The organism is Gordonia sp. ALPHA1B1, assembly GCF_005502615.1.
In the GTDB taxonomy this organism is placed as follows: Bacteria; Actinomycetota; Actinomycetes; order Mycobacteriales; family Mycobacteriaceae; genus Gordonia; species Gordonia hongkongensis.
Window position 1 is genome coordinate 1 of record NZ_SCOC01000017.1, and the last position, 25,068, is coordinate 25,068.

Here is a 25,068-nt window from a genome sequence, read left to right on the forward strand (position 1 = left end):
TCACACACCTGACGCTTTGATCGCGATGGCGAACCTCACCAGGGGTGGCGCATGCCCGGAACTTCCACATCGAAACTGACCGAAAACCGCCCACTTTCAGGTCACGAGATCCACATTTTGGCGAGTACCTTGGTGTCATGCCCTCGATCACCGAGCTCCGCGACACCCTCATTTCACTGCCATCACCACCCGACGACGGGAGTGGTCGTGCGGTGGTCGACCGTCTCGACGAACTACGCGTGTTGCGCAACGTTCTCGATCATCAGATCGCCCTCCACATAGCCCTGTTAGAGGCATCGGGTGCGGCTAAGCGTGCGGGCTCGACGACCCGATCGTGGCTGATCGAGATGGGAATGCCGCCATCGACTGCGCACCGTGGGACGCGGATCGGCGGCGCCCTGTCTTCGTTGCCGAAGGTCGCCGACTGCGCCGCCGACGGCTACCTCGCGGCCGAGTGTGTTGACGCGGTGGTCCGAGGGATGGCGTTCATCGACAAAAGAGCCGCGGCACCGTTGTCCGATGACGACCGGTCGGCGTTCGAAAGCTATCTGCTCGCGCAGGCGTTCTCCGGCGCCTCCCCCGCTGAGATCAACACCCACGCCCGGGGTATCGCCGTGCGGGTCGCCGACGACGCTGACCCGGACGCGGTAGCCGCAGCCGATGATGCGTCGCTCAACACCGTGCACACCCGGGTGACCGAAGAAGGCAGAGTCGCAATCACCGCCGACGTGACCGCCGTCATCGGCGAGAAGTTTCTGACGATGATCGACGAACGCTCCTGCCCACGACCCGAACCCGACGGCGCCGACGACCGCCGCGACGCCGCCCAACGCCGCGCCGACGGATTGGAACTCCTGCTCGATCAGGCCGCGATCGGTGCAGCGATGACGACTGCGGGTGCACCGCGCACGCAGATGTTGGTCACCATTCCTGCTGATGGTGTTGATCCGGCGCGGTTGCAGTGGGTCGGAGCGGTGTCAGCGTCGACGGCACGACAGTTGTCGTGCGACGGCGGGGTCGCTGAGATCGTCCTCGACGCCGAAGGGGTGCCGCTGCGGATGGGAACCACGAGACGACTGTTCCCCCACCATCTGCGCCAAGCGATCATCGTGCGCGATGTGTACTGTGTGAAATGCGGTGCCCCAGCAGCGCATACGCAGGTGCATCATCTGGTGCCATGGGCTGACGGCGGTCCGACGGACCTGGACAACGGCTGCCTGTTGTGCCAGCGCTGTCACACCCAAGTGCACCATCACGGCTGGGAGGTGGTGATGGGTCCTGATCGTCATCCATGGTTGATCCCGCCCGCCTGCATCGACCCGCGACGTTCACCCCGACCGGCCTACAACCGACGGACAATGCGACTCGACGACGCCCTCGTGTAACCGCCACTGACCCATTGCCCCTCCGGCGTCGACTCCGACGCCACACGACCTTTGACAACTCCACAGTGTGAAATCAGGCCCACCCACCGGGATCTCGTAGCGAGCGAGCGAAGACAAGTAGCATCTCTTGCGCTATGAGATCCCGCTGGGGGCGGGGGTTGACCACACCCAGTTCCCGCTGTCCAGAGGGACCTCTACACCGACGGCGTCAGCGTCCAGCCGGCGGCTGCTGTCCGCTGGTTCCAGAACTCGGTGTATCGCCCACCGCGGGTGAGCAGTTCGTCGTGGGTGCCGATGTCGTCGACGCCGCCCTGATCGTCGAGCACGACGATCTGGTCGGCGGCGATCACGGTGGACAGCTTGTGCGCGATGACCAGCACCGTGCTGCGGTCGGCGAGCCGGCGGATGGATTCCGCGACGTGGGACTCGTTCTCGGGATCGAGAGCGCTCGTCGCCTCGTCGAACAGCACGATCGGCGCATTCTTCAGCAGGGCGCGTGCAATCGAGACTCGTTGCCGCTCACCGCCGGACAGGGCCGAACCGCCCTCACCGACGACGGTCTGCCAGCCATCGGGCAGCCGGTCGACGATCGAGGTGACCCCCGCGGTCTCGGCGGCTGCTCGGATCTCGTCGTCGGTCGCATCTGGCCGTCCGAGTTTGATGTTCTCCCACAGGGTGTCGTCGAAGAGGTAGACGTCCTGGAACACCTGGGACAACTGGCCCATGAGTGCACCGGTCTCCTGCTCCCGCACGTCGACGCCGCCGACCTTCACGACGCCGCCGTCGACGTCGTAGAACCGTGCGATGAGACGGAAGATCGTCGACTTACCCGACCCCGACGGGCCGACGAGTGCAGTCATCGTGCCGGGGCGGGCTCGCAGGGACACATCGCGCAGGACCTGCGCGCCGGTCTCGTACCCGAAAGCGACACCGTCGAGTTCGACAGCACCCGGTTCGGTGATCGGCGTGGGTTGATCGGGGGTGGGCATCCGGTCGGTGTCGAGCACCCCGGTGATGCGGTTGATCTCGTCGGTGGACATGCGCAGCGTCGAACCGAGTTCGGCGAGTTCGCCGATCGGGCCGAAGAAGCGGGCCGCGAGGCCGAAGACGGCGATCAGCAGGGCCGGCTCGATGTGGCCCGCCACGGCCAGCCCCGCGCCGAGCGCGAGCACGGCACTGAAGACGACCTGCACCGACAGTCCGTTCAGCAGGATGCCGAGGATCGAGCGCCAGAGCATCGACTTGCCCACGCGTGCTTGTTGTCCGAGTGCGTCGGCGAGCGGCTTGTGCGCGGAGTCCGAGTCGCCGAAGGCCCGCAGCACCGCCTGGCAGCGGGCGAACTCCAGGACCCGGTTGTTGACCTTGACGGCCTCGGCACGCTTACGGCCCTCGGACTTCGCGAGGAACGAACTCGACAGCTTGCCGACGTACATCAGCAGCAGCGTCCCTGCGACCATCAGAAGACCGATGCGCCAGTCGAAGAAGCAGATACCGATGACGACCACGACGGAGCTCACCATGTTGACGACGACCGGGGTGATGTAGTGCGCGCCGGTACTGCCCACGAACATCGTTCCCTTGACCGCGATCTGGGAGACGTCACCGACGCGGTCGCGGGTGAACCAGCCGAGCGGCAGCGTGACCATGTGATCGCCGAGACGGTGGTGCAGCATGCGCATCGCGTAGAGCGCCATCGTCATGCCCTTGAGCGACTGCACGTAGGCACTGACCGCACAGATGGCGACCAGAACGGCCAACGGCCACAACCACATCGCGGCGGCGGAGAGGTCACCGGTCAGCAGGTGTTCGACGATCGGGACCAGGGTCAGCATCGCCAGCCCCTGCGCGACGCCGTAGACGACCACCCAGGTCAGGAAGACGACCATCCGGGCCCGTTCGGAACCCAGGATCGTGTAGAAACCGCGGATCATCGTGCCGCCTCGCTGCTCGTGACCGCGCCCCGCGCGATCTCCTCGTCCTGCCTGGTGGTCCCGGCCTCGTAGGAGGCCCACATCGACGCGTACAACCCGCCGCGGGCGACCAGTTCGTCCTGCCGACCCTGTTCGACGACCCGACCCCGATCCAGGACGACGATGTTGTCCGCGTGCGTGATCGAGCCCAGACGGTGCGCGATGACGAGCACCGTGCGCCCGACCATCAACGCGCCGATGGCCTGCTGGATCTGCGCCTCCGACTCCGGGTCGGCGAAGGCGGTGGCCTCGTCGAGGACGAGGATCGGGGTGTCGGCGAGCAGGGCCCGCGCGATCGAGACACGTTGCGCCTCACCGCCGGAGAAGTGTGCCCCGTCGCCGACCACGGTGTCGTAGCCGTCGGGCAGCTCGAGGATGCGGTCGTGGATCTGGGCGGCGCGGGCGGCGTCGTAGACCTGCTCGTCACTTGCGTCCGGACGGCCGAGCCGGATGTTGTCGCGCACCGACATCGTCAGCAGCTGCACGTCCTGGAGCACGAACCCGACGTGGCGATAGAGCTCGGTGGGCGCGATGTCGCGGACATCGACCCCACCGATGCGCACCGCACCGGAGTCGGGATCGCCGAAGCGGGGCAGCAGCGTCGCAAGCGTCGACTTACCGCTTCCCGACGGCCCGACGAGAGCGGTCACGGTTCCCTCGGCCAGTTCGACACTGACCCCGTCGAGCGCCTTCACCCCGGACGGGACTCCGAGGCGCGGCGGGTAAGTGAAGTGCACGTTCTCGATCCGCACATCGTGCCCGGCGGGCACCTGGGGGTTCTCCGGAACCGTCAGCTCTGGTTCGGCGAGCAACGAGGCGATACGCAGGGCGGCGGCCGAGGCCTGCTGACGGGTGTGCACCGCGGTCGAGACCGTGAGCAGCGCGGTCGGGAGCACCATCGCGATCAGCGTCGACCCGACGAGCTCGATCGGTTGGACCCACCCGTTGTCGACGAGCCAGTACCCGACTCCGAGGTTGACCAGCAGGATCAGCGGCGCGCTGATCAGGACGGTGGTGACCGCCTGTACGCGGAGCATCGGCCCCATGTAGCCGGCGAAGTCGTCGTTGAACTCGTCGGCGGCATCGACGAACCGCCGGTGCGCCTTGCCTGTCTGTCCGAAGGTCTTCACGACGGCGACGCCCGAGATGAACTCGACGATGGTGGCACTGATCCGCGCGACGCCCTTGTCCATCTTCTCCATCTCGGTCGTCAGGTCACGAGCCATGTAGGAGTAGGTCAGCGCGTACAGCGGCACCGTCGCGATCGCGAGCAGCCCCAGGCGCCAGTCCAGGTAGAAGCAGTAGATCAGCGCGAAGATCGGCGACAGCATCGCGGCCGTGGCCTCGACGGTCGCGTGCGCGACGAGATAGTGCAGGTCGGCGACATCGTTCTGCACCGACTTGCGGACCGCACCCGAGCTGGTCCGGCTGAACCACCCCAGCGGCAGCCGACCCAGCTTGTCCGCGATGCGGATTCGAAGTTGCGCCTGGAGATCGAGATCGGCGAAGTGGGTGATCGCGAGCGCGAGGAAGCTGAAGGCGGCGCGAGCGCCGAGCCCACCGACCACCAGCCACACGACCATCCAGACGCGCCCGGAATCGACCGGTCCCGGTTCGAGCAGGATGCGCCCGAGTTCGACGATCCCGATGAACGGCACCACCGTGGCGGCGGAGGCGAAGACCTGGACGAACTGGGCGAGCAGCGTGCGCTTCTTCACCGGGGCCAGGACGTCGGCGAGGGCAGCGGCTTTCGCCTTGGACTCGGATTTGGCCTGAGCGCGCGCGGCTTTCGGATCGTCGGGTTCGACGTCGACGTCGGAGACTGGTGCCGGCGCGGCCACATCGGTTCCGCCAATTGTCATACGCGCACAATAACGGCCAGACGCTGGGAAAGGAAAGCTACCCTAACTTCGACGCGCGTGGTCAGCGCGGCAGGATGCCGTCGAGGACCACCGACAGGTACTGATCGGCGATCGAGTCGACCGTCATCGAGCCCCCGGGCCGATACCACCGCACGGCGACCCACACGGTGTCGCGCATGAAGCGGTAGACGAGTTCGACGTCGAGATCGGCCCGGAATTCCCCGTTTTCGACGCCGCGCTGCAGCACCGACTGCCACAACTGCCGGAACTCGACGTTCAGTTCGGAGATATAGGCGAAACGTTCCTGGCCCGAGAGACGCTTCGCCTCGTCCTGGTAGATCGCGACCGCGTTGCGTTCGGCATCGATGGACTCGAACGACGCGATGACGAGCCCCCGCAGGGTCTCGGTCGCCGACTTGCTCGACGCCGCGATCTGCCGGTAGCGAGCGAACAGGTCGTCGAGAAAACCCCGCAGGATCTCGTCGACCATCGACTCCTTCGAGTCGAAATGGTGATACAGACTCCCAGAGAGGATTCCGGCCGCGTCGGCGATGTCCCGGACCGTCGTCGAGCGCAGTCCCTGCTCGGCGAACATGCGCCCGGCGGTCGCCAACAACTCGTCCCGGCGCGACGAACGAGTCGGCGCGTCGGCGGTGCTCGCAGCGGTCCGTCCGGTCGCGTCGATCCTGGTCTGACCTCGTGGTGACAAGCGCATCCTCCTGGAAGAGTCTGCGCTCACCCTAGCAAGCGCTTGGCCGGGACCGTCGCACGACGATCCCGGCCAAGAGCACCGATGTTATGCGCCGAGGCGCTTGCGCACCTTCTTCATGGCGCGGTTGTTAAAGAACTTCCACAGCTTCAGCTGGTTGTTGGTCAGCCTGGTGTCCTTGGGCAGGAACGGTGGCGACATCATCTCGGCAACGCTGACCGGCAGCGTCGAGAACGCGACGGCCCGAGCATGGCTGAAGGTCTCGAAACCGGTGCGGCCGTGATACCCGCCCATTCCGCTGTTACCGACGCCGGCGAACGGCAGTTCGCCACTGAACAGGTGGATGGCGAAGTCGTTGCCGTTGATCGAACCACTGCGGGTGTTGTCGGCCAGCTTCTGGAACCGCTCGTTCTGATCGCCGCACCAGTACATGGTCAGCGGATGCGGGTGCGAGCCGATCTGGCTGATGACCTCGGACAGGTCGCGGTAGGGGTACACGGTCAGCACCGGACCGAAGACCTCGTCCTCCTCGATCTTCATACCCGCCTTGACACCGGTGAGCAGCGTCGGCGGGATCTTGCGGCGTTCGGCGTCCGGCAGCGGTTCGCCGCCGGGGATCACCTGACGCTTCGTGGCGCCGAGCTGCTCGGCGTCGTCGATGAGCCCGAGGATCCGCTCGTAGTTCTTCTGGTTGATCGTCGACGTGAACTGCTCGTTGTCGATGATCGTCGGGAAGTTCTCGGTCCACCGCGCGACGACCTTGTCGGTGAACTCACCGAGCTTGGCCTCGGGAACGAAGACGTAGTCCGGGCACAGGCACACCTGGCCGCCGTTGACCATGCGGGCGTCGGCGAGCATCGTCGCGGCCTTGTCGATGTCGGCGTCGACGTCGACGACGGCCGGGTTCTTGCCACCGAGTTCGAGGGTGACCGGGATCAGGTTCTTCGCGGCCTCCTGGGCCACCGAGGCGCCCACGCCGGGCGAGCCGGTGAAGAACATGTGGTCGACCTTGAGCTTGGCGAAGTCCGATCCGGAGCCGTGCTTGGAGGTGGCGATCGCCAACTCCTCGATCGAGAAGTAGTTCGGTGCGTGCTTGGCGATCACGTCGGTGGTCTTCGCGGTCACCGACGACGGTCGCATGATGACCCGGTTGCCGGCCGCGAACGCCGAACCCGCGGGCACGACCGTCAGCTGCAGCGGGAAGTTCCACGGCCCCATGATGCCGACGACGCCCAGCGGGTCGTGGCGGATGCTCTGCTTGTATCCGAGCAGGCCCTGGACCTTCGCGACCTTGGACTCGGCCATCCACTCCTTGACCCCGCGACGCTGGTGGGCGAGGTCGATCATGCAGCCGGCCACATCGGCGGCGAGCGAGAGTTCGCGCGGGCGGGCACCGAAGTCCTCGGCCAGCGCGGCGGCGATCTCGTCGGCGTTGTCGAGGAGCAGGGCCGCGAGCCGCGTGATGCGGTCGATGCGGGTGTCCGCGTCGGGGATCCCGTCGCGCAGGAACGCCGCGCGCTGGATCTCGACCAGTTCGGTCAAACTATGCGCTTCCGACGAGACGCCACGCGTCGCGCCGGTGGCGCCGGTGCTGGTGTGCTCAGCAGGCTTGGTCATCGAGATCCCCTCAGCTAGGTCGTGCTGCACCTGACGTGCGGCGGTTGGAACGAAATGGTCCGCCTGTGCCACACAATAGTATGCGCCAGATCACACCCGTATGTGGGCACGCCTGTTGTCAGAATGGTACGGCCTCGAGAGGGGAACGTCGAGGGGTGAACTCTGGCTCGAGTAGCAGAGGGGTCGCTCAGCCGAGCCGCTCGATGATCGTGACGTTGGCGGTCCCGCCGCCCTCGCACATCGTCTGGAGTCCGTAGCGCCCGCCGGTGCGCTCGAGTTCGTTGAGGAGGGTGGCGAACAGCTTGGCCCCGGTGGCGCCGAGGGGGTGACCGAGTGCGATGGCGCCACCGTTGGGGTTGACCTTCGCCGGGTCCGCGCCGGTCTCCTTGAGCCACGCGAGCACGACCGGCGCGAACGCCTCGTTGATCTCGACGACGTCGATGTCGTCGATGGACATGCCGGTCTTGTCGAGGGCGTACTTGGTGGCCGGGATCGGCGCGGAGAGCATCATCACGGGGTCGTCGCCGCGCACGGACAGGTGGTGGATGCGGGCTCGCGGTGTCAGATTGTGTTCCTTCAGCGCGCGTTCGGAGACGACGAGGGTCGCCGACGACCCGTCGGCGATCTGCGAGGCGACGGCCGCGGTGAGCCGGGAACCATCGGCGAGGACCTGCAGGCCGGCCATCTTCTCCATCGAGGTCTCGCGCGGGCATTCATCGACGACGCAGTCACCGAGGGCGACGTTCTCGTTGTCGAACTTGCCGTCGGCGATCGCGGCCCGGGCCCGCTCGTGCGACTGCAGCGCCCAGCGCTCCATGTCCTCGCGACTGATGTCCCACTTCTTCGCCATCATGTCGGCGCCGAGGAACTGCGAGATCTGCGCGTCGCCGAAACGTTCCTGCCAGCCGGCGGATTCGGCGGTGGGCGTGGTGAATCCGAACTCCTTGCCGGAGATCATCGCCTGCGAGATCGGGATGGCGCTCATGTTCTGCAGGCCGCCGGCGACGACGATGTCCTGGGTTCCGCTCATGATGCCCTGCGCTGCGAAGTGGATGGCCTGCTGGCTGGACCCGCACTGCCGGTCGACGGTGGTGCCGGGCACCTCGAGCGGGAGACCGGCTGCGAGCCATGCGGTCCGGGCGACGTTGCCCGCCTGGCCACCGATGGTGTCGAGGCAGCCGAACACCACGTCGTCGACGGCCGCGGGGTCGATGCCGGTGCGCTCGACGAGGGCGGAGATGATGTGGGCGCCGAGGTCGGCGGGGTGGGTCTTGGCCAGTGAGCCGTTGCGCTTGCCGACCGGGGTGCGGACGGCGTCGACGATGTAGGCCTGGGGTGTGGTCATGGTCGGTGCTCCTTGGTTCGGTGGAAGTCGTTGTCCGTCAAGCGCGTTGGCTGGAGATCGAGACGACCTCGCCGGTGAGGTAGGTGGTGTAGTCGCTGGCGAGCATCGCGACGGTCGCGGCGACCTCCCAGACCTCGGCGGCACGCCCGTAGGCTTCGCGGGAGGCGAGTTCGTCGAGGAGGTCGTCGCTGGTGACCTTCGCCAGGAACGGGTGTTTGGCGATGGACGGCGCGATCGCGTTGATGCGCACCCCGACGTCGGCGGCTTCGAGTGCGGAGCACCGGGTCAGCGCCATGACGCCCGCCTTGGCCGCGGCGTAGTGCGCCTGTCCGCGCTGGGCACGCCAGCCGAGGACGGAGGCGTTGTTCACGATCACCCCGTTGTGCTCGACCGAGCCGAAGTACCGCAGGGCGGCACGGGTGGCACGGAAGGTGCCGGTGAGGGTGATGTCGAGGACGCGGTCCCATTCCTCGTCGGTCATTTCGGCGACCGGGGTCTCGCCGCCGAGCCCGGCGTTGTTCACCAGGACATCGATGCGTCCGAGTTGGGTTGCGGCGTCGGCGATCAGCGCGTCCACCTCGGCGGTGACCTGGACATTGCAGGTGCGCTGGGTGACCGTGCGGTCGGGGAATTCGGCCGCGAGCTTCTCGGCGGCCTCACCGAGACGCCGCTCGTGCCAGTCGCTGATGAGCACGTCCGCACCCTCGAGCAGTGCGCGACGTGCCGACGCGAAGCCGATGCCCGTTCCGGCGGCGGCGGTCACCACGACCTTCTTGCCCAGCAGCAGGCCGTGCCCGGCGATCTCGTCCGGCGGTGTGGCCAGCGGAGAGACCGCCCGGCCGTTGACATGCGCCCCGTTGAAGTCGATTCCGGTCATCTCAGCGTGCCTCTCGGGGTAGGCCGAGCACCCGCTCGGCGATGATGTTGCGCTGCACCTCGTTCGAGCCGCCGTAGATCGTGTCGGCGCGCGTGAAGAGGTACAGCCGTTGCCATTCGTCGAGTTCGACGTGCTCGGGGTCGGTGATGTCGTTGGCCCGACCCTCCGCCGTCGCGACGGGACCGATCAGCGCCGGTGCGCCGACGACGTCCATGGCGAGTTCGCCGAGATCGCGATGCCAGTTCGCCCACAACAGCTTCGAGACCGACGCCGCGCCGGCTTGCGAAGTGACATCGCCGTCGAGTGTCCGCTGGGCGTGGGCGCGCATGACCGTCAACCCGATGTCCGCCCGGGCCAGCCGCGACGCGATCTCCGGGTCGTCCAGCGCCCCGTTGGCTCGCGCGAGATCGGTGAGATTGCCCAGCTCGCGCGCGAATCCGACCTGCTGACCCAGCGTCGACACCCCGCGCTCGAACTGCAGCAGCCCCATCGCGACCTTCCAGCCGTCGCCCGGGTCACCGACGATGAGATCGGCATCGGTTTCCGCGTCGTCGAAGAACACCTCGTTGAATTCCGAAGTGCCGGTGAGCTGTTGGATCGGACGGACGGTGACGCCCGGTTGGTCGAGCGGCACCAGCAGGAAACTCAGTCCGGCATGGCGCGACGATCCCTTCTCGGTACGCGCGATCACGAACACCCACTGCGCCACGTGGGCGAGCGAGGTCCAGATCTTCTGGCCGTTGATGATCCACTTGCCGTCTTCGAGCCGCGCCGACGTGGACACGCCCGCGAGGTCCGATCCGGCGCCCGGCTCGGAATAACCCTGCGACCACAACTCGGTGACATCGACGATGCCGGGCAGGAAACGCCGCTTCTGCTCGTCGGTCCCGTAGGCGATGAGCGTGGGGCCCAACAGTTCCTCGCCCAGATGATTCACGCGCGCAGGTGCGTTTGCACGTGCGTACTCGCGATGGAAGATGATGCGCTGTTCGAGCGTCGCACCACGACCGCCGTACTCGACCGGCCAGCCGATGCAGGTCCACCCGGCGCGCGCGAGGTGACGATCCCATTCGAGGCGCTCGGCGAAGAACTCGTGTTCGCTGCCCGGCCCCCCACGACCCTTCAGATCGGCGAAGTCGCCAGCGAGGTTCTCGTCGAGCCACGCACGCACCGCGGCCGCGAACTCGGTGGTGGCGTTCGGTGTCGATTTCGCCCATTCACCCAGGTCGACGGCACGATCGGCGAGATTCGTCGTGGTCATGGGCGCTAGCATAACGCACCAAGCAAGTGCTAGGTTGGGCGCATGGCGCAGACCCCACTGCACGAGGTCCTCCCCACGCCCACGACCCCGGCCGCACTGCGCCGGGCGGCGCAGACCTGGCCCGACCGTATCGCTCTCGTCGACGGTCAGTGGCAGTCTTCGACGCATCCGCGGATCGAGTCGACCTGGACCCGTCTCCACGAGTCCGTCCGGGATTTCGCGGCAGCGTTGGTGGCCTCGGGTATCGAGGCCGGCGACCGGGTCGCCATCTGGTCGCCGAACAGCTTCCACTGGCCGATTGCGGCGCTCGGGATCCACTACGCCGGTGCGACGCTCGTCCCCTTGAACACGCGCTACACCGCGGGCGAGGCGATCGAGATCATCGAACGGTCCGGGGCCCGGGCCGTCGTCGTGTCCGGCGAGTTCCTCGGTGCCGATCATGTGGCCGAGTTGTTGCGCGATCACCGCGCCACGATGCCCGACGTCGTGATCCGGGTGTCGCTCACGGACGACGCCGCCCCGCTCGACGGTGCCGTCGACTGGGATGAGTTCCTCAGTCGGGCGGCAACCCCCGACGCACTCGCCGAAGCCGACCGACGCGCCGATGCCGTCTCCCCCGACGATCTCTCCGACATCCTCTTCACCTCCGGCACGACCGGGAAGTCGAAGGGTGTGCTGGCGACCCACCGGCAGACCCTGACCGGCTCGTACGGCTGGGGCGCGAATGCCGGCCTGGGCCCGGACGACCGCTACCTGATGGTCAACCCGTACTTCCACACCTTCGGGTACAAGGCGGGCATCCTGCCGAGCGTGCTGTTCGGCGTGACCATGCTGCCACTTGCCGTCTATTCACCGGACCAGGCGATGAAGCTCGTGTCCGACGAGCGCGCGACGGTCTTCCCGGGCGCGCCCACCATCTTCCAGACCATCCTCGACGACCCGAAGCGCGCCGACCACGATCTCTCGAGCCTGCGCATCGTCATCACCGGCGCGGCGATCGTGCCCGTCGTCCTCGTCGAACGCCTCCAGCACGACCTGGGCGTCGACACCGTCATCACCGCCTACGGCCTGACCGAGGCGAGCGGCTTCGTCTCCACCTGCACCCCCGACGACGACGACGCGACCGTCGCCAACACCTGCGGACGTGCGTTCCCGGGCATGGAAATCAGACTCTCCGACGACGGTGAGGTGCTGGCGCGCGGAGACATGGTGATGGTCGGCTACCTCGACGACCCGGAGGCCACCGCCGCGACGATCGACGCCGACGGGTGGCTGCACACCGGCGACATCGGGATCCTCGACGAGCGCGGCAACCTCAAGATCACCGACCGGCTCAAAGACATGTACATCTGCGGCGGGTTCAACGTCTACCCCGCGGAGATCGAGCAGACCCTCGCGCGGCTCGACGGTGTCACCGAGTCCGCGGTCGTCGGCGTGCCCGACGACCGGCTCGGCGAGGTCGGCCGCGCCTACCTGACGGTCCGGGCGGACGCCGACCTCGACGAGGCGCAGGTCATCGCGTTCGCCAAGGAGCACCTCGCCAACTTCAAGATCCCCCGGTCGGTGGTCTTCGTCGACGAGTTCCCCCGCAACGCGTCGGGCAAGATCCTCAAGCGCAACCTCACCTGACCCCGGGATTTCGTAGCGCCAATGCGCGCTATTCACCTACTGACGCTACGAAATTCGGGGCTGGGAACCGGCCGGACGTGCGGTGCGTCGAAGTGTGTATGACCGACGACCTGCGCGCCATGATCGCTTCCCACGACGGCGTCTTCACCACGCATCAGGCACACTCGCACGGGGTGTCGGCCGACGGCATCCGGCATCGGGTTCGGACCGGACAGTGGGTCCGGGTCACGCGAGGTGTCTTCCGGGTGGCCGACCGGACGGTCGACGATCGGATGCGGATGCGGCTCGCCGGGGTTCGCCACGCGCGCGGGCGATGCTGGAGGCGATGTCGTCGGGCGCGAGGTCGGAGGCGGAGCGGATCACCGCGAAGCTACTCGACGGCAGCGGGTTCACGGGGTGGTCGGCCAACACGCCGGCGTGTGGCTACGTCCTCGACTTCGCGTTCGAGGCGTCGAAGATCGCCATCGAGATCGATGGGATGGCATTCCATAGTGACGCCGTCGCATTCCAGCGAGACCGCACCCGACAGAACGACCTCGTCAGATCCGTACAGCCCTACGACGGAAATCCGTAGCGTAGATGCGGATATAGCGCGTATCCGCGCTACGAAATCCCGGTCAGGAGCGGGGCTTCACCAGCGGGAACAGGATGGTGTCGCGGATGCCGAGGCCGGTGAGGGCCATCAGCAGGCGGTCGATGCCCATGCCGGTGCCGGTGGTCGGGGGCATGCCGTACTCCATCGCGGCGAGGAACTCCTCGTCGAGGACCATCGCCTCGTCGTCGCCGGCGGCGGCCAGGCGGGCCTGATCGGCGAAGCGTTCGCGCTGGATGACGGGGTCGACGAGTTCGGAGTATCCGGTCGCCAGCTCGAAGCCGCGTACGTAGAGGTCCCACTTCTCCACGACGCCGATCTGCGACCGATGTGCGCGGACGAGCGGCGAGGTCTCGACCGGGAAGTCGCGGACGAAGACCGGGCGGTCCAGCTTCTCGCCGACCATGTGCTCCCAGAGTTCCTCGACGAGCTTGCCGTGCCCGTATCCCTTGTCCTTCGGGATCTCGAGGCCGACGCGCGCCGCGATGGCCAGCAGCTGCTCGACGGTGGTCTCCCCGTCGGCGCCGGCCGGGACGATCTGCTCGCCCAGCGCCTCCGACAGCGACGGGTACATCTCGAGTGCGGTCCACTCGCCCGAGAGGTCGTAGGTGGAACCGTCCGGCATGGTCGGGGTCTGGGTGCCGAGCGCCGCCTGCGAAACCTCTTGCACCAGTTCGCGGATCATGACGGCGGAGTCGTCGTAGGTGCCGTAGGCCTGATAGGTCTCGAGCATCGCGAACTCCGGTGAGTGCGTGGAGTCGGAACCCTCGTTGCGGAAGTTGCGGTTGATCTCGAAGACGCGCTCGATGCCGCCGACCACACAGCGCTTGAGGAACAGCTCCGGTGCGATGCGCAGGAACAGATCGATGTCGAAGGCATTGGAGTGCGTGACGAACGGTCGCGCGGCCGCCCCACCGTGCAGGGTCTGCAGCATCGGGGTCTCGACCTCGAGGAAACCCCGACGGCCCAGCGCCGCACGGAGTTCGGCGATCACCGAGATCCGGGTGCGGGCGATGCTGCGGGCCTCCGGGCGCATGATGAGGTCGACGTAGCGCTGCCGGACGCGAGTCTCCTCGTTCATGTCCTTGTGCGCGACGGGCAACGGCCGCAACGACTTCGACGCCATCTGCCAGCCGTCGGCCATCACCGAGAGTTCGCCGGTGCGCGAGCTGATGACCTCGCCCGAGATGAACACGATGTCCCCGAGATCCACCTCGGACTTCCACCGCGCCAGCGCTTCCTCGCCGACGCCGTTGAAGCTGACCATCGCCTGCAGCTGCGTGCCGTCGCCCTCCTGCAGCGTGGCGAAGCACAGCTTGCCTTTGTTGCGCAGGAAGATCACGCGTCCGCTCACGCCGACGTGCTGTCCGGTCTCGGTACCGGCCTCGAGGTCGGGGTAGGCGGCGCGGATCTCACCGAGGCTGTGGGTGCGCGGGATGGCGACCGGGTAGGCCTCGCGACCCTCGGCCAGGATCCGCTCACGCTTCTCGCGGCGGATGCGCAACTGCTCGGGCGTCTGCTCGTCGGTCGCTTCGGGGATGGCGGTGCTGGTCGGGCTGTCACTCACCCCACGCACCCTATCGGGGCCGGTCATCGACTCCAACTCACTGCCTCGCGGTGACCGCGGACACAACCGGGTCGCGCTGGGCGGGTTCAGCTCTCGTGGGCGGAGATGACAGCGAGGTCGTCGGGCCGAATCCGACCGTTGACCCGTGCCGACCGCATCCGACGGTGCCCGCCGACGACGAACACCGCGCCGTGCACCCCGCGCGCCTGCAGGTGCCAGGCGAGCCATTCGGCCTCGTGCCCGTCCTCGCTGACGAGGATCCATCGTGATTCCGGCCGGGCGACGCGCAGTGAGTCCGGGGTGTCCGGCGTGAGCCGGTCGAGAACCTCGACGGCGTCGATGGCCAGGGCCCCGAACAGTGCGCCGTCGAGCTGACGGCGCCGGTGGGAGCGGACGTCGACGGGGGTGGCACCGGCGGCGACGGCGAACGCGTAGTCCTCGACCCGCAACGACAGCGGCGCAGACGGGGCCGGGGCGACGGTCGGCGGTACAGCGGCAAACACCGAAGCAGGGGCAAACACCGTACCGGCGGAAGAAGGACGAACAGAAGAAGCAACCGAAGCGGTCATGAGAGGGAGTCCTCAGGTGATCGAGATCGAGCGGGGAGCGCGAAGGAGGGCAGCCGCAGACGCGGTACTAGCCCTGACAACACTCCCGACAGCTCGTGATCACGGCGACGAGTATGCCACAGCACGCCCCCTCCGGCCAGACCTCCACCCGACCGAGGTCGTCACACCGACGTCGTCACACTTCCGGCGGCTGCCACCGCTGCACGCGTCGCATCTGCGCGTTCAGGACGGCGTCGGGCGTCATGCGCAGAGCGAGGTCGCGCGCCCAGACCGCGGGGCCGGCACGCAGTTGCCCGACCCGGCCGATCATCGACGCCTGCCGCGCGATCTGCTGGGTCCGCGGGCGTCGGAGCCGGTCGTAGGTGCGCAAGGCCTTGTCGAGGTCACCGCGGCCGTGCCGACGTATCAGCGCGGTCAGGGTGGCCGCGTCCTCCATCGCCTGGTTGGCACCTTGCCCCAGGTTCGGGGTCATCGCGTGCGCGGCGTCGCCGATGAGAACACTCGCGCACCCCCGGCCCGCTCTGACGAACGTCGGCAGCGGCTTGGCGAGCTCCTCGATCGGCAGGTATCCGACGGTCGCCGGATCGGTGGCGTCGAGCAGCTGCCCGATCGGTCGATGCCACCCCGAAAACCGTTGCCGCACTGCATCGAGCCCGCCCGCCGCGTCATCCCCGTCGTCCGACACCGAGGCGAACCAGTAGACATGCCCGTCAGGGAGCGGCGCAATCCCGAAACGCGCCCCACGTCCGGTCGTCTCGCCGGCCGCGTCGACCGACACCGGGGTCGTCGTGATGGCCCGCCACGCGGAGTAGCCACATCGCCGGGCGCCGGGGTCCTCGACGACCGCGGCACGCACCCGGCTGCGCAGACCGTCGGCGCCGACGATCAGATCGCAGTCACCGATCTCGGTGCCGTCGGCCAGTCGTATGAGACCACGGTCGGACATGGTGTCATCGACGCCGGAACCGGTCCTGATGTCCACGACGTCGGCCGCGGCCGCGAGGAGGGCCGCGTGGAGATCGGTGCGGCGGACGACGCGCATGTCGGTCAGCGACGCCGGGTCGAACCGACTGAGCCATCGCCCGCCCGGTGTCCGGGTTCCGCTCGCCGGCGGGGTCGGCGCCGCGGCGTCGCCGAGGACCGACCGCATACCCAACGCATCGAGTGCACGGACCCCGTTGGCGAAGATGCTCAGGCCCGCACCCCCGCCGCGTATCTCGGGCGCGCGCTCGACGACCGTTACCCGGGCACCCGTCGATGCCAGTCCGACCGCGGTACACAGGCCGGCGATCCCGGCTCCCACCACGACGACCTTCATGAGACTGTTCTCCACATGGAGAAGAAGTTAGCAGATAAACTTCTCCGCGTGGAGAAATCACCCAACGGGTCGACGCGTGACCTACTGCTTGACACCGGCATCACCCTGATCGGCACCGTCGGCAGCCGGCAGGCGTCGGCACGCGCGGTCGAAGACGCGTCCGGGGTGCCACACGGGAGCGTTCGGCATCATTTCGGCGGTCAGAGCGGTTTTCTCGCGGCTCTCGTCGAGCATGTGTTCAGCGCCGACCGCGCTGCGGAGGGCGAGTCGACCCAGGAGGTGATCGTCCGCTGGTTGGGCACCGACCGCGTCCGCACCAGGGCGCGGTACGAGCTCATGCTCCTGGCGACGCGCGACGAGGACCTGCGACACGTGATGGTCGGGCATCGGGAGCGCTACGTCGACGGACTCGTCGACGGCGGGTTGACCCGTACCGAGGCCCGGCAACTGGTCGCCGCGCTCGACGGCCTCGTCCTCGACGCCCTCCTGCGGAACTCCGACGGCACCGACGCCGACCACGATCCCACTCCCCTGCTGCGCGCGTTCCGCTGACGATCCCGGATGTCACTGCGTCCCGATGAGATCGGCGGCCAGCGCACGGAGGTGTGCCGCGAGCTCGTCGACACCGGGCTGTTCGACCGGGAAGTGCCCGCAGCCGGTCAGCAGATGGATGTCGGCGCGCGCCGCGATCCGCCGCGCGAAGCGCGCACTGACCGCCGGCGGCGTCCACGAGTCGGCCGCCGGATGGACCAGCAGCACCCGTGGACCCCGATACTCCTCAGGGTCCGGCACCTCGTGCGTCATCAGGTCCGCCAGGAATCCCAGCGAGACCGACGATCCGGCACCGAGACGGTCGTCGACGCAGACCCGAGACAGTTCGGGGTCGCGACTCATCGTCGACATCGGCGCCACCCAGCGGATCGGGAAACGCGCGCGGGCCAGAACACCGACCCGGGCGAGCACCGGCATGAGCGGGATCAGCCGCGCGAGCGCCGGCGTGCGCGCGACCGCCCGGCGCGCAGCGGGGTCGCCCGCCAGATCGAGCAGGCATGTCGCGACGACCGCGGTCACCCGTCCGGTCCGGCTCGCGACCTCGTAGGCGAGCATCCCCCCGAGACTCGCACCCAGCACGACGAGCGGACGCGGATCGTCGTCGGTCTCGGCCACCACGAGATCGCAGATCAGATCGACCCAGTCCTGGTAGCGGACCCTCCCCGGATCCGCCACCCGCGTGCGTCCGTACTGCGGCAGATCGGGGGCGAGGACCTCGAACCCCTCGTCCGCGAGGATCGCGCCCAGCGGCCAGACCAGGGCACTGTGTCCGCCACCGCCGTGCAGCAGCAACACGCGCAGCGGTGCCGCGCTCCGGCGCGCCCGCAGGATGTGGACGTCGACCTCCCCGCACGCCCGGCCGGAACTCGACGGCCAGGTCCACCAGGTGGATTCGGCCGCGACCCCGGCGGCGACGGACCGCCACGGCTCGGGCAGGAACCGAAGGTAGGACTCGGGGGTTCCGGATCGGCGGATCATGTATCCATCGTCGAACCCCAGAGGAAGACAGACAACTCGCATTCCACCCGGGTCGAGACGATGAGGAAACGTCTACCGCGCCAACAGCATTCGTTCACCATCGACCTGGTCTCCGGGGCACGCACTCAGCTTCTCGACGCCGAGGGGCACGGAGCCGACGATCCATCACATCGGCGAGAATGTCGGGCGTCGACGAACTGCGACGCGATACGGTGTGGGCCGACGGTGAGGCGGTGTGCGATGCGAGTGTCTTCGCAAGTGGGTGCGGTGGCGGTGGTGGTGATGGTGTCGGCGGTTCTCGGACTCCAGGCGCCGACGGCCGCGGCGGCGCCCGGATGCGCCCACGTGATGGTGACGGAGGTCGTTCCGTCGCCGACGCCGACCGGATGGTCGGAGAACGTCGGCTATGACGCAGCCGGGAACCTGTGGGTGTCGCGGATTCTCGAGAACGTCGTCGAGAGACGTGACCAGCAGGGCCGGGTCACGGCGCGCGTCCGCGTCGAGTCACCCGGCGCCGTTCGCCGAGGCCCGGACGGTCTCCTCTACATCGCCTCGGGCGACTCGCCGGTCAACATGCTGCCGGGGTCCCCGCTGGTCGGCGAGGTGCTGCGGATCGACCCGCGCACGCCCTCTACGCCGGCGACCGTCTTCGCACGCGGACTCGGCATGCCGAACGGGCTGGCCGTGGACCGCACCGGCGACGTGTACGTTTCCGACGGGCGGCTCGGGGTCGTCCGGATCCGCCCGGACGGTTCCATCGATCGCGCCTGGTCGGCCGCGGCGCCGAAGAATCTGAGTCCGAGTGCCACGGTCAACGGAACCGGGGTCAACGGCGCCGTGATCGTCGGTCGGGATCTCTACGTCACGCTGACCGTCAGCGCGACGGGCCGCGTGCTGCGCGTCCCGCTCGACGATCCCGCCGCATACTCGGTGGCGGCCGATCTCGCCGCACCCCTGCCGGGTGTGCTCGACGATCTCACCGAGGTGGCCCCCGGGCGGCTCGCCGTGTCGTCGACCACCGGCCAGGTCCACCTCGTGGACCTCGATTCCGCTCGGATCTGCACCGCGAACGTCGGGCACCCGGTGACCGCCCTCGCAGCGGTACCCGGTTCGGCCGGTCGCCTCGTGGCCGGAACCGAATCGGGGGCCCTGCTGACCCTCTCGATCGGTCGGTGAGTCCACTCCTCCGCCGCGCGAACGCGAGGAACCGAGAAGATGCGCAAAAAGCCACGGCAACAACGCTCTTCGTTCACCGTCGACACGATTCTCGAGGCGGCCACCCAGCTTCTCGACACCGAGGGCGCGGAGATGACGACCAACCGCATCGCCGAGAAGGCCGGGGTGTCGGTGGGCTCGATCTATCAGTACTTCGACGACAAGCAGGCGATCTTCGACGAACTGGCGCTCCGCCATCTCGACGCGGCCGCCGGGGCGATGACGGCCGTTCTCGACGACCACCCGCCCGGTTCGTGCCCGTGGCCGGAGGTGCTTCATGCGGTGATCGAGGTCGCGGTCCGCGAGAACTCGACACACGGCCGCGCCCATGGGCGGCTGCGCGAACTGGCCGACCCGACACGCCTGGCCACGGAGTACACAACCCTGATCGATTCGCTGATCGACCGGTTGAGCGCTCATCTCGTCGCCGACGGCTGGACGGCGCAGTCCGCGGCCGCCGACCTACGGCTCGCCTTCGCCGCTGTCGACGCCCAGATCCACCAGCTGGCCGGCACCGACCTGACCGCCGGCGAACTGACCGACCGCATCACGGCCTACACCGAGGCGGCACTCCGCGCGCACCGATGACACGCCGAATCCCAGTGCCGCCGTTCGGTTCGCCGAGATCTACTTCCCGCGACGCGGACTCGCCTTGGCCCGTTCGTGGACCAGGCGCAGGCCATCCAGGGTCAGGTGCGGGTGATGATCGGTGAGGGAACGACATTCGTCGAACATCAGCGGCGCGAGAAACCCGGTGGCGACCACCGTCACGTCGTCGCCGTCGAATCCCGGGACGGTGTCGCAGACGCGGTCGACCAACCCGTCCACCTGACCGGCGAAGCCGTACAGGATGCCCGACTGGAGCGCTTCGACGGTGTTCTTGCCGAGCACGCTGCGAGGCGGCATCAACTCGACCTTCCGCATGGTCACGGTGTGCTCCGACAGCGCCTCGACCGCGAGGTTGACGCCCGGTGCGATGGCCCCGCCGAGGAACTCGCCCGTCGCGGAGACAGCGTCGACGACCGTTGCGGTACCGAACGCGACCACGATGCAGGGTCCGCCGAATTCCGTGTGCGCGGCAAGGCAATTGGCGACCCGGTCGGTGCCGACCTCTTTCGGGTTGTCGACCAGGAGGGGAACCCCGGTCCGCACACCGGGTTCGAGCAGCACGTGCGGCCCGTTGCCGAAGTAGCGCGGCACCATCACGCGCAGTTCGCGCAGGAGCGACGGAACCGTCGACAGCGCACTCACCCCGGTCACCTGCTCTATGTCGTCGCCGAGCATGCCGCGGAACGCCCACGCCAGTTCGTCGGCGGTGTAATGCGGGTCGGTGTGGATTCGCCAATCACGCACCAGGCGCGCGTGATCCCCGACCCCGGCGTACACGCCGAGATGGATGTTGGTGTTGCCGACGTCGACGGTGAGCAGCATCGAAGGTCGTCGCCGCGTCAGAGCGAGGCGTCGGCGAAGATCGGACCGTCGAGGTGACGCGGGTCGAGCAGGCCCGACCCCGCGGGTACGTCGGCCGGATCGTCGCCCGTGGTCACGATGCGGTTCTGCGCGTCGACGAACACCACGTTCGGCGAGTACTCACGCAGCTCGGCCGCATCGAGCATGCTGTAGGCGATGATGATGACGAGATCGCCCGGGTGGACGAGATGCGCAGCCGCACCGTTGATCCCGATGACACCACTGCCGCGCTCGCCGGCGATCGCGTAGGTCACCAGCCGGGCGCCGTTGTCGATGTCGACGATCGTGACCTGCTCACCCTCGAGCAGGCCCGCGGCGTCGAGCAGATCGGAGTCGATGGTCACCGAGCCGACGTAGTGCAGGTCGGCCTGGGTCACGGTGGCGCGGTGGATCTTCGAGGTCATCATGGTGCGCAACATGGTCATCGTCCCTCTGTCGTGGTTGTGGTGGCATTGGTCCAGGCGATTTCTTCTTCGAGCGCGGCGACGCCGCCGACGGTCACGCCGACGTTGTCGATCAGGCGAGCGCCGCCGAGCCGGGCCGCGACGAGCAGCCGTCCCGCGCCCTTCTCCGGTGGTTCCTCGAGCTGACGCCCGCGCAGGTCCAGGTAGTCGACCTCGATCTCCGGGACCGTGGCGAGCACCGACCGTGCGGCGGCGAGAATGGCATCGCGTCCGCCTTCGGCCGCATGGGCCCCCGCGACGAGCGACGCCGAGAGCGTCGTCGCCAGCTCCCGCTGCTCCGGGGTGAGATAGCGGTTGCGTGACGACATCGCCAGCCCGTCGGACTCGCGGACGGTCGGGACGCCGACGATGTCGACGTCGAGGTTCAGGTCGGTCACCATCTGCTTGATGAGCACCAGCTGCTGATAGTCCTTCTCACCGAAGAACGCCGCATTGGGTCCGACGATGTTGAGCAGCTTGAGGACCACCGTCAGCATTCCGGCGAAGTGTGTCGGCCGCGAGATCCCGTCGAGGATTCGGCCCGCCTCGCCCGGGTGCACCGTCGTCCGCGGGCCGTTCGGGTACATCGACGACGCGGACGGCGCGAACACCAGCTCGACGCCCAGCGGCTCGAGGAGCGCGAGGTCGGCGTCGAGGGTGCGCGGGTAGGCGTCGAGGTCCTCGCCGGCGCCGAACTGCAACGGGTTGACGAAGATGGACACCACCACCACGGTGTTGCCCTTCGCCTTGGCGGCCCGGACGAGCTGCAGATGGCCGGCGTGCAGGGCACCCATGGTCGGGACGAGCACGACACGTTTGCCCGCGGCCCGCAGCGCACGGGTGACGCGGCTCAGCGACGACGGCTCTCGATGCACGGTCATCTTGCCGGCCGAGTAGGTGGGCTGTGCGTCGGACGGGCCGCTCACGCCGTCTCCTCCGCTTGATGTCATCGGTCCTCCAATGCGTCGATCAACGCCTGCGGTGCGTGGCTGTGATCCGCGGCGCGCCGGGCGAGTGTGCGGTACGCCTCGGCGATGCCGTGCGGTCCCGGGCCGGCGGGGACGGTGCGCAACGCCGCCAGGTGTCGGGCGACCGCGGGCGCGTCACCGCGGGCGACGGGCCCGGTCAGCGCCGACGGGCCGAGTTCCAGCACGTTCCGCAGCGACGCCGCGGCCAACGGCCCGAGGATGCGTTCGGCGAGGCGGTTACCGTGTCCGTCGACGGTCGCGGTGTCGCGGCCGGAGTGGTCGATGGCGGCGTTGAGAGCGAGGACCGCGTCGGAGATCAGGGCGATCAGGTGGTTGGCGCCGTGGGCCAGTGCGGCGTGGTAGAGCGTGCGATCGGCTTCGGCGATCCGGACCGGGTCACCGCCCATCTCCAGCACCAGCGACGACGCGATGGCCTCGCCGACCGCATCGACGGCGGTGATGGCGAAACAGGCGTTGGTGAGGCGCGCGGTGTCGTCCTCCGAACCCACGAACGTCATCGCCGGATGCAGTGCGATCCCGAGTGCACCGCGGTCGGTCAGCGGTTGCAGCACGGCCACCCCGTGCGCGCCCGCGGTGTGCGCGACGATCGTCCCCGGACGGAGCGAGTCGGACGCCGCGATCTCGTCGACCACGGCGGCGAGCTCGGAGTCGGGCACGCTGACCAGCAGCAACTCGGATCGCGCGACGACCGCGTCGAGGTCGAGGACCTCGGAATCGGGGAGTCGACTCACCGCGCGGGCCCGGGACTCGGGCGACCGCGCCACCACGGCTCCGACCACATGCCCGGCCTTCTCGAGCGCCTCGCCCAGAGCGGTCCCGACGCGGCCGGCGGACACGAGGCCGACGGTGAGGCGAGCGGGCGTCGGCAGATTCGTCATGCCGGGAAACTGGTCGGTGAGACCGGAACGGAGGTGCGAGCCATCGACGAAGGCGTCATCGCCACCGGTTCGCCGTGCCGATGGCATACCGGCATCACCGCTCGGTGAGGTCACCGCTGTCCTCCAGAGTGTCGTTCCAGTCCCGCCTCTGCCGAGACGTCCGTCGGATGAGCGGAGTCATCGCGGCGGCGTCGGCACGGGTACCAGACGTTGCAGAGCAAGAGTAGGTCCGACACCGCGACCGGTGCCAACGTCTGTGACAGGTGTCACCTCGAGGGCGCCCGGTTGATCCGCCGGTCGTGCCGACCGATCCACCGAACCACCGGTGACCTGCGCCGACGCGGCGTAGTCTGAGACAGCCGCAGTCCGCCCAGGATTGCCGGCCCGGACGACATCGACACACCCGCGCACACGAAGGTCCCGCCCATGAGCTTGGAACCGGGCACAGAGTTCGCCGGTTACCGGGTCGTGCGCAGGATCGGTGCGGGCGGGATGGGTGAGGTGTACCTCGTCCGCCATCCCCGGCTCCCGCGCCATGACGTGATCAAGGTCCTCGCCGAGCAGGTGTCGAACGATCCGATCTTCCGCGCCCGGTTCACCCGCGAGGCCGACCTCGCCGCCCAGCTGGACCACCCGTGCATCGTCAGTGTCTACGACCGGGGCGAAGTGGACGGACGACTCTGGATCTCGATGCAGTACGTGCCCGGCACGGACGCCGCGGCATTGCTCGCCACCAGCCCCGGCGGGCTCCCGCTCGCCGACGTCGCGGCCGTGGGCGACGCGATTGGCGCCGCTCTCGATCACGCACACCGCTCCGGACTGCTCCACCGCGACGTCAAACCAGCGAACATCCTGATCAGCCCCGAGGAGTCCGATCCGCGACTCCCCCAGCACGTCACACGCCGGCGTATCCGGCTGGCGGACTTCGGGATAGCGCGCCCGACCGACGGTGGTGCCACCTCGCTCACCTCGACGGATCTCGTCATCGGCTCGTTCCCCTATTCGTCACCCGAGCAGCTCTCGGCCGAGACCCTCGATGCCCGCAGCGACGTCTACTCGCTGTCCTGCACCGTCTTCGAATTGATCACGGGCACAGTGCCGTTCGCTGCACGGACGCCCGCCATGATGATCCACCACCACCTCAGCACCCCGCCCCCGGAGCTGTCCGACCTCCGGCCCGACGTGCCGCCGGCGGTGTCCGACGTGGTGCGCTCCGGTCTCGCAAAGAACCGGACGGACCGTCCGTCGTCGGCGGGGGCCTTTGCCGCCGAACTCCGTTCGGCGATCGACTCGACGGTGTTCGCCCCGGCGCCACCGCGGCCGGAGCGCACCGTGCGCGGCCACGCCGCGGCACCGACGTTCGGTCCACCGATGTCCGGACCACGACCGCCGGCGTTGCCCCCGACCGCCTTCGCACCCACCGCTGCGATCCCGGTCGCCGGTGCCACCCAACCGGGAGACGACGGCCCTCGGCCCACCATCGCACGGGGCGCGACGGCGTACTCCGGACTCCCCGGACACGCTGTCCCACAGCATGATCCCGGGTCGTCGACGGTCCGCGCCTCGCGCGATCTACCGGTGCTGGACCCACCTCGGCCCGGCGCGGGTGCGACCCGGCGGACCACCGCGTCGCTCGCATGCGGTGTGGCGGCGATCCCGTTGAGCGTCGTCGGTGGACTGGGCCTGCCGGTCGGCGTGGCCGGCTGGTATCTCGCCGGCCGTGGTCAGCCGGGTTCGGCCGGGCGGTTCGCCCGCGTGCTGTGCGTCCTGGGCGTCGTGCTGAGCCTGGGGTTCATCGCGTTCACCGTCGGACGCGCCGTGGCGATGCAGTTCTGACTTCGA

22 protein-coding genes and 1 pseudogene are annotated in these 25,068 nt (G+C 68.4%); 8 read left to right on the forward strand and 15 right to left on the reverse strand.

The genetic code is table 11. The annotated features are described in order from the left end of the window. The first annotated feature begins 137 nt into the window (after nt 1-137). The gene (locus tag FFS52_RS13060) at nt 138-1,385 is read left to right on the forward strand and encodes an HNH endonuclease signature motif containing protein (protein WP_137809928.1); all 1,248 of its coding nucleotides are present in this window, start codon (nt 138-140) and stop codon (nt 1,383-1,385) included. Nucleotides 1,386-1,579: 194 nt separating this feature from the next. Here the strand turns inward: FFS52_RS13060 and FFS52_RS13065 are convergent, their stop codons facing one another. The 7 genes from FFS52_RS13065 to FFS52_RS13095 all read right to left on the reverse strand — a co-directional run bounded on the left by FFS52_RS13065 (nt 1,580) and on the right by FFS52_RS13095 (nt 11,026). Further along, nucleotides 1,580-3,316 carry an ABC transporter ATP-binding protein gene (locus FFS52_RS13065; RefSeq protein WP_137809929.1) on the reverse strand — a complete coding sequence of 579 codons (1,737 nt, stop codon included), beginning with the start codon at nt 3,314-3,316 and terminating at the stop codon, nt 1,580-1,582. Continuing rightward, nucleotides 3,313-5,217: an ABC transporter ATP-binding protein gene (locus tag FFS52_RS13070; RefSeq protein ID WP_137809930.1), complete on the reverse strand. Its 1,905-nt coding sequence runs from the start codon at nt 5,215-5,217 to the stop codon at nt 3,313-3,315. Before FFS52_RS13070 ends, FFS52_RS13065 begins: the two co-directional genes overlap by 4 nt. A 61-nt stretch (nt 5,218-5,278) precedes the next feature. Next, nucleotides 5,279-5,926 carry a TetR/AcrR family transcriptional regulator gene (locus FFS52_RS13075; RefSeq protein ID WP_283205447.1) on the reverse strand — a complete coding sequence of 216 codons (648 nt, stop codon included), beginning with the start codon at nt 5,924-5,926 and terminating at the stop codon, nt 5,279-5,281. An 87-nt stretch (nt 5,927-6,013) separates the two neighbouring features. Next, entirely contained in the window at nt 6,014-7,543 is a 1,530-nt protein-coding gene (locus FFS52_RS13080) for an aldehyde dehydrogenase family protein (protein WP_068971976.1), read from the reverse strand. A gap of 187 nt (nt 7,544-7,730) precedes the next feature. After that, nucleotides 7,731-8,888 (reverse strand): acetyl-CoA C-acetyltransferase, encoded by a 1,158-nt coding sequence (locus tag FFS52_RS13085; RefSeq protein WP_058249908.1) that lies wholly within the window; start codon nt 8,886-8,888, stop codon nt 7,731-7,733. Between the two features lie 37 nt (nt 8,889-8,925). Continuing rightward, on the reverse strand, nt 8,926-9,765 hold the full coding sequence (locus tag FFS52_RS13090) for an SDR family oxidoreductase (protein ID WP_137809931.1): 840 nt from the start codon (nt 9,763-9,765) through the stop codon (nt 8,926-8,928). Between the two features lies 1 nt (nt 9,766). Then, entirely contained in the window at nt 9,767-11,026 is a 1,260-nt protein-coding gene (locus FFS52_RS13095) for an acyl-CoA dehydrogenase family protein (protein WP_137809932.1), read from the reverse strand. Between the two features lie 42 nt (nt 11,027-11,068). Here FFS52_RS13095 and FFS52_RS13100 point away from each other — a divergent pair, with 42 nt between their 5' ends. From FFS52_RS13100 to FFS52_RS23905, 3 genes and pseudogenes are all read left to right on the forward strand, one after another. Further along, nucleotides 11,069-12,655, forward strand: a complete 1,587-nt coding sequence (locus tag FFS52_RS13100) for a FadD3 family acyl-CoA ligase (protein WP_137809933.1) — start codon at nt 11,069-11,071, stop codon at nt 12,653-12,655. A 119-nt stretch (nt 12,656-12,774) separates the two neighbouring features. Then, nucleotides 12,775-12,846: pseudogene (locus tag FFS52_RS23900) on the forward strand (hypothetical protein); the annotation flags it as partial. 134 nt (nt 12,847-12,980) lie between these two features. Then, complete coding sequence (locus FFS52_RS23905; RefSeq protein ID WP_240199163.1) at nt 12,981-13,229, forward strand: DUF559 domain-containing protein; 249 nt, start codon at nt 12,981-12,983, stop codon at nt 13,227-13,229. Between the two features lie 43 nt (nt 13,230-13,272). Here the strand turns inward: FFS52_RS23905 and lysS are convergent, their stop codons facing one another. The 3 genes from lysS to FFS52_RS13120 form a co-directional block, all read right to left on the reverse strand. Beyond that, on the reverse strand, nt 13,273-14,841 hold the full coding sequence (gene lysS, locus FFS52_RS13110) for a lysine--tRNA ligase (protein ID WP_137809934.1): 1,569 nt from the start codon (nt 14,839-14,841) through the stop codon (nt 13,273-13,275). A gap of 59 nt (nt 14,842-14,900) precedes the next feature. After that, nucleotides 14,901-15,383: a rhodanese-like domain-containing protein gene (locus FFS52_RS13115; RefSeq protein WP_249356475.1), complete on the reverse strand. Its 483-nt coding sequence runs from the start codon at nt 15,381-15,383 to the stop codon at nt 14,901-14,903. Nucleotides 15,384-15,558: 175 nt separating this feature from the next. After that, complete coding sequence (locus tag FFS52_RS13120) at nt 15,559-16,701, reverse strand: FAD-dependent oxidoreductase (protein WP_137809935.1); 1,143 nt, start codon at nt 16,699-16,701, stop codon at nt 15,559-15,561. A 48-nt stretch (nt 16,702-16,749) separates the two neighbouring features. Between FFS52_RS13120 and FFS52_RS13125 the strand changes: the two genes are divergently transcribed. Then, on the forward strand, nt 16,750-17,253 hold the full coding sequence (locus FFS52_RS13125) for a TetR/AcrR family transcriptional regulator (RefSeq protein WP_137809936.1): 504 nt from the start codon (nt 16,750-16,752) through the stop codon (nt 17,251-17,253). Between the two features lie 12 nt (nt 17,254-17,265). Here FFS52_RS13125 and FFS52_RS13130 read toward each other — a convergent pair whose 3' ends face one another. Beyond that, nucleotides 17,266-18,231: an alpha/beta hydrolase gene (locus FFS52_RS13130; RefSeq protein ID WP_137809937.1), complete on the reverse strand. Its 966-nt coding sequence runs from the start codon at nt 18,229-18,231 to the stop codon at nt 17,266-17,268. 240 nt (nt 18,232-18,471) lie between these two features. Here FFS52_RS13130 and FFS52_RS13135 point away from each other — a divergent pair, with 240 nt between their 5' ends. Both FFS52_RS13135 and FFS52_RS13140 read left to right on the forward strand, forming a co-directional pair. After that, the gene (locus FFS52_RS13135; protein WP_171011629.1) at nt 18,472-19,407 is read left to right on the forward strand and encodes a hypothetical protein; all 936 of its coding nucleotides are present in this window, start codon (nt 18,472-18,474) and stop codon (nt 19,405-19,407) included. Between the two features lie 39 nt (nt 19,408-19,446). Further along, a complete protein-coding gene (locus FFS52_RS13140; protein WP_137809938.1) occupies nt 19,447-20,034 on the forward strand; it encodes a TetR/AcrR family transcriptional regulator in 588 nt (195 codons plus the stop codon). A 39-nt stretch (nt 20,035-20,073) separates the two neighbouring features. Here the strand turns inward: FFS52_RS13140 and FFS52_RS13145 are convergent, their stop codons facing one another. The 4 genes from FFS52_RS13145 to FFS52_RS13160 are packed head-to-tail and all read right to left on the reverse strand — an operon-like array spanning nt 20,074 to nt 23,340. Beyond that, the gene (locus FFS52_RS13145) at nt 20,074-20,877 is read right to left on the reverse strand and encodes a type III pantothenate kinase (RefSeq protein WP_137809939.1); all 804 of its coding nucleotides are present in this window, start codon (nt 20,875-20,877) and stop codon (nt 20,074-20,076) included. A 17-nt stretch (nt 20,878-20,894) separates the two neighbouring features. Next, nucleotides 20,895-21,335: an aspartate 1-decarboxylase gene (panD, locus tag FFS52_RS13150; protein ID WP_065629606.1), complete on the reverse strand. Its 441-nt coding sequence runs from the start codon at nt 21,333-21,335 to the stop codon at nt 20,895-20,897. A 2-nt stretch (nt 21,336-21,337) separates the two neighbouring features. Next, a complete protein-coding gene (panC, locus tag FFS52_RS13155) occupies nt 21,338-22,285 on the reverse strand; it encodes a pantoate--beta-alanine ligase (protein ID WP_137809940.1) in 948 nt (315 codons plus the stop codon). 20 nt (nt 22,286-22,305) lie between these two features. Continuing rightward, nucleotides 22,306-23,340, reverse strand: coding sequence for a DUF2520 domain-containing protein (locus FFS52_RS13160; protein WP_137809941.1), 1,035 nt, complete (start codon nt 23,338-23,340; stop codon nt 22,306-22,308). A gap of 312 nt (nt 23,341-23,652) precedes the next feature. On the opposite strand from FFS52_RS13160, the gene FFS52_RS13165 reads away from it, so the two are divergent. Further along, nucleotides 23,653-25,062 carry a serine/threonine-protein kinase gene (locus FFS52_RS13165; protein ID WP_137809942.1) on the forward strand — a complete coding sequence of 470 codons (1,410 nt, stop codon included), beginning with the start codon at nt 23,653-23,655 and terminating at the stop codon, nt 25,060-25,062. Nucleotides 25,063-25,068: the final 6 nt, after the last annotated feature.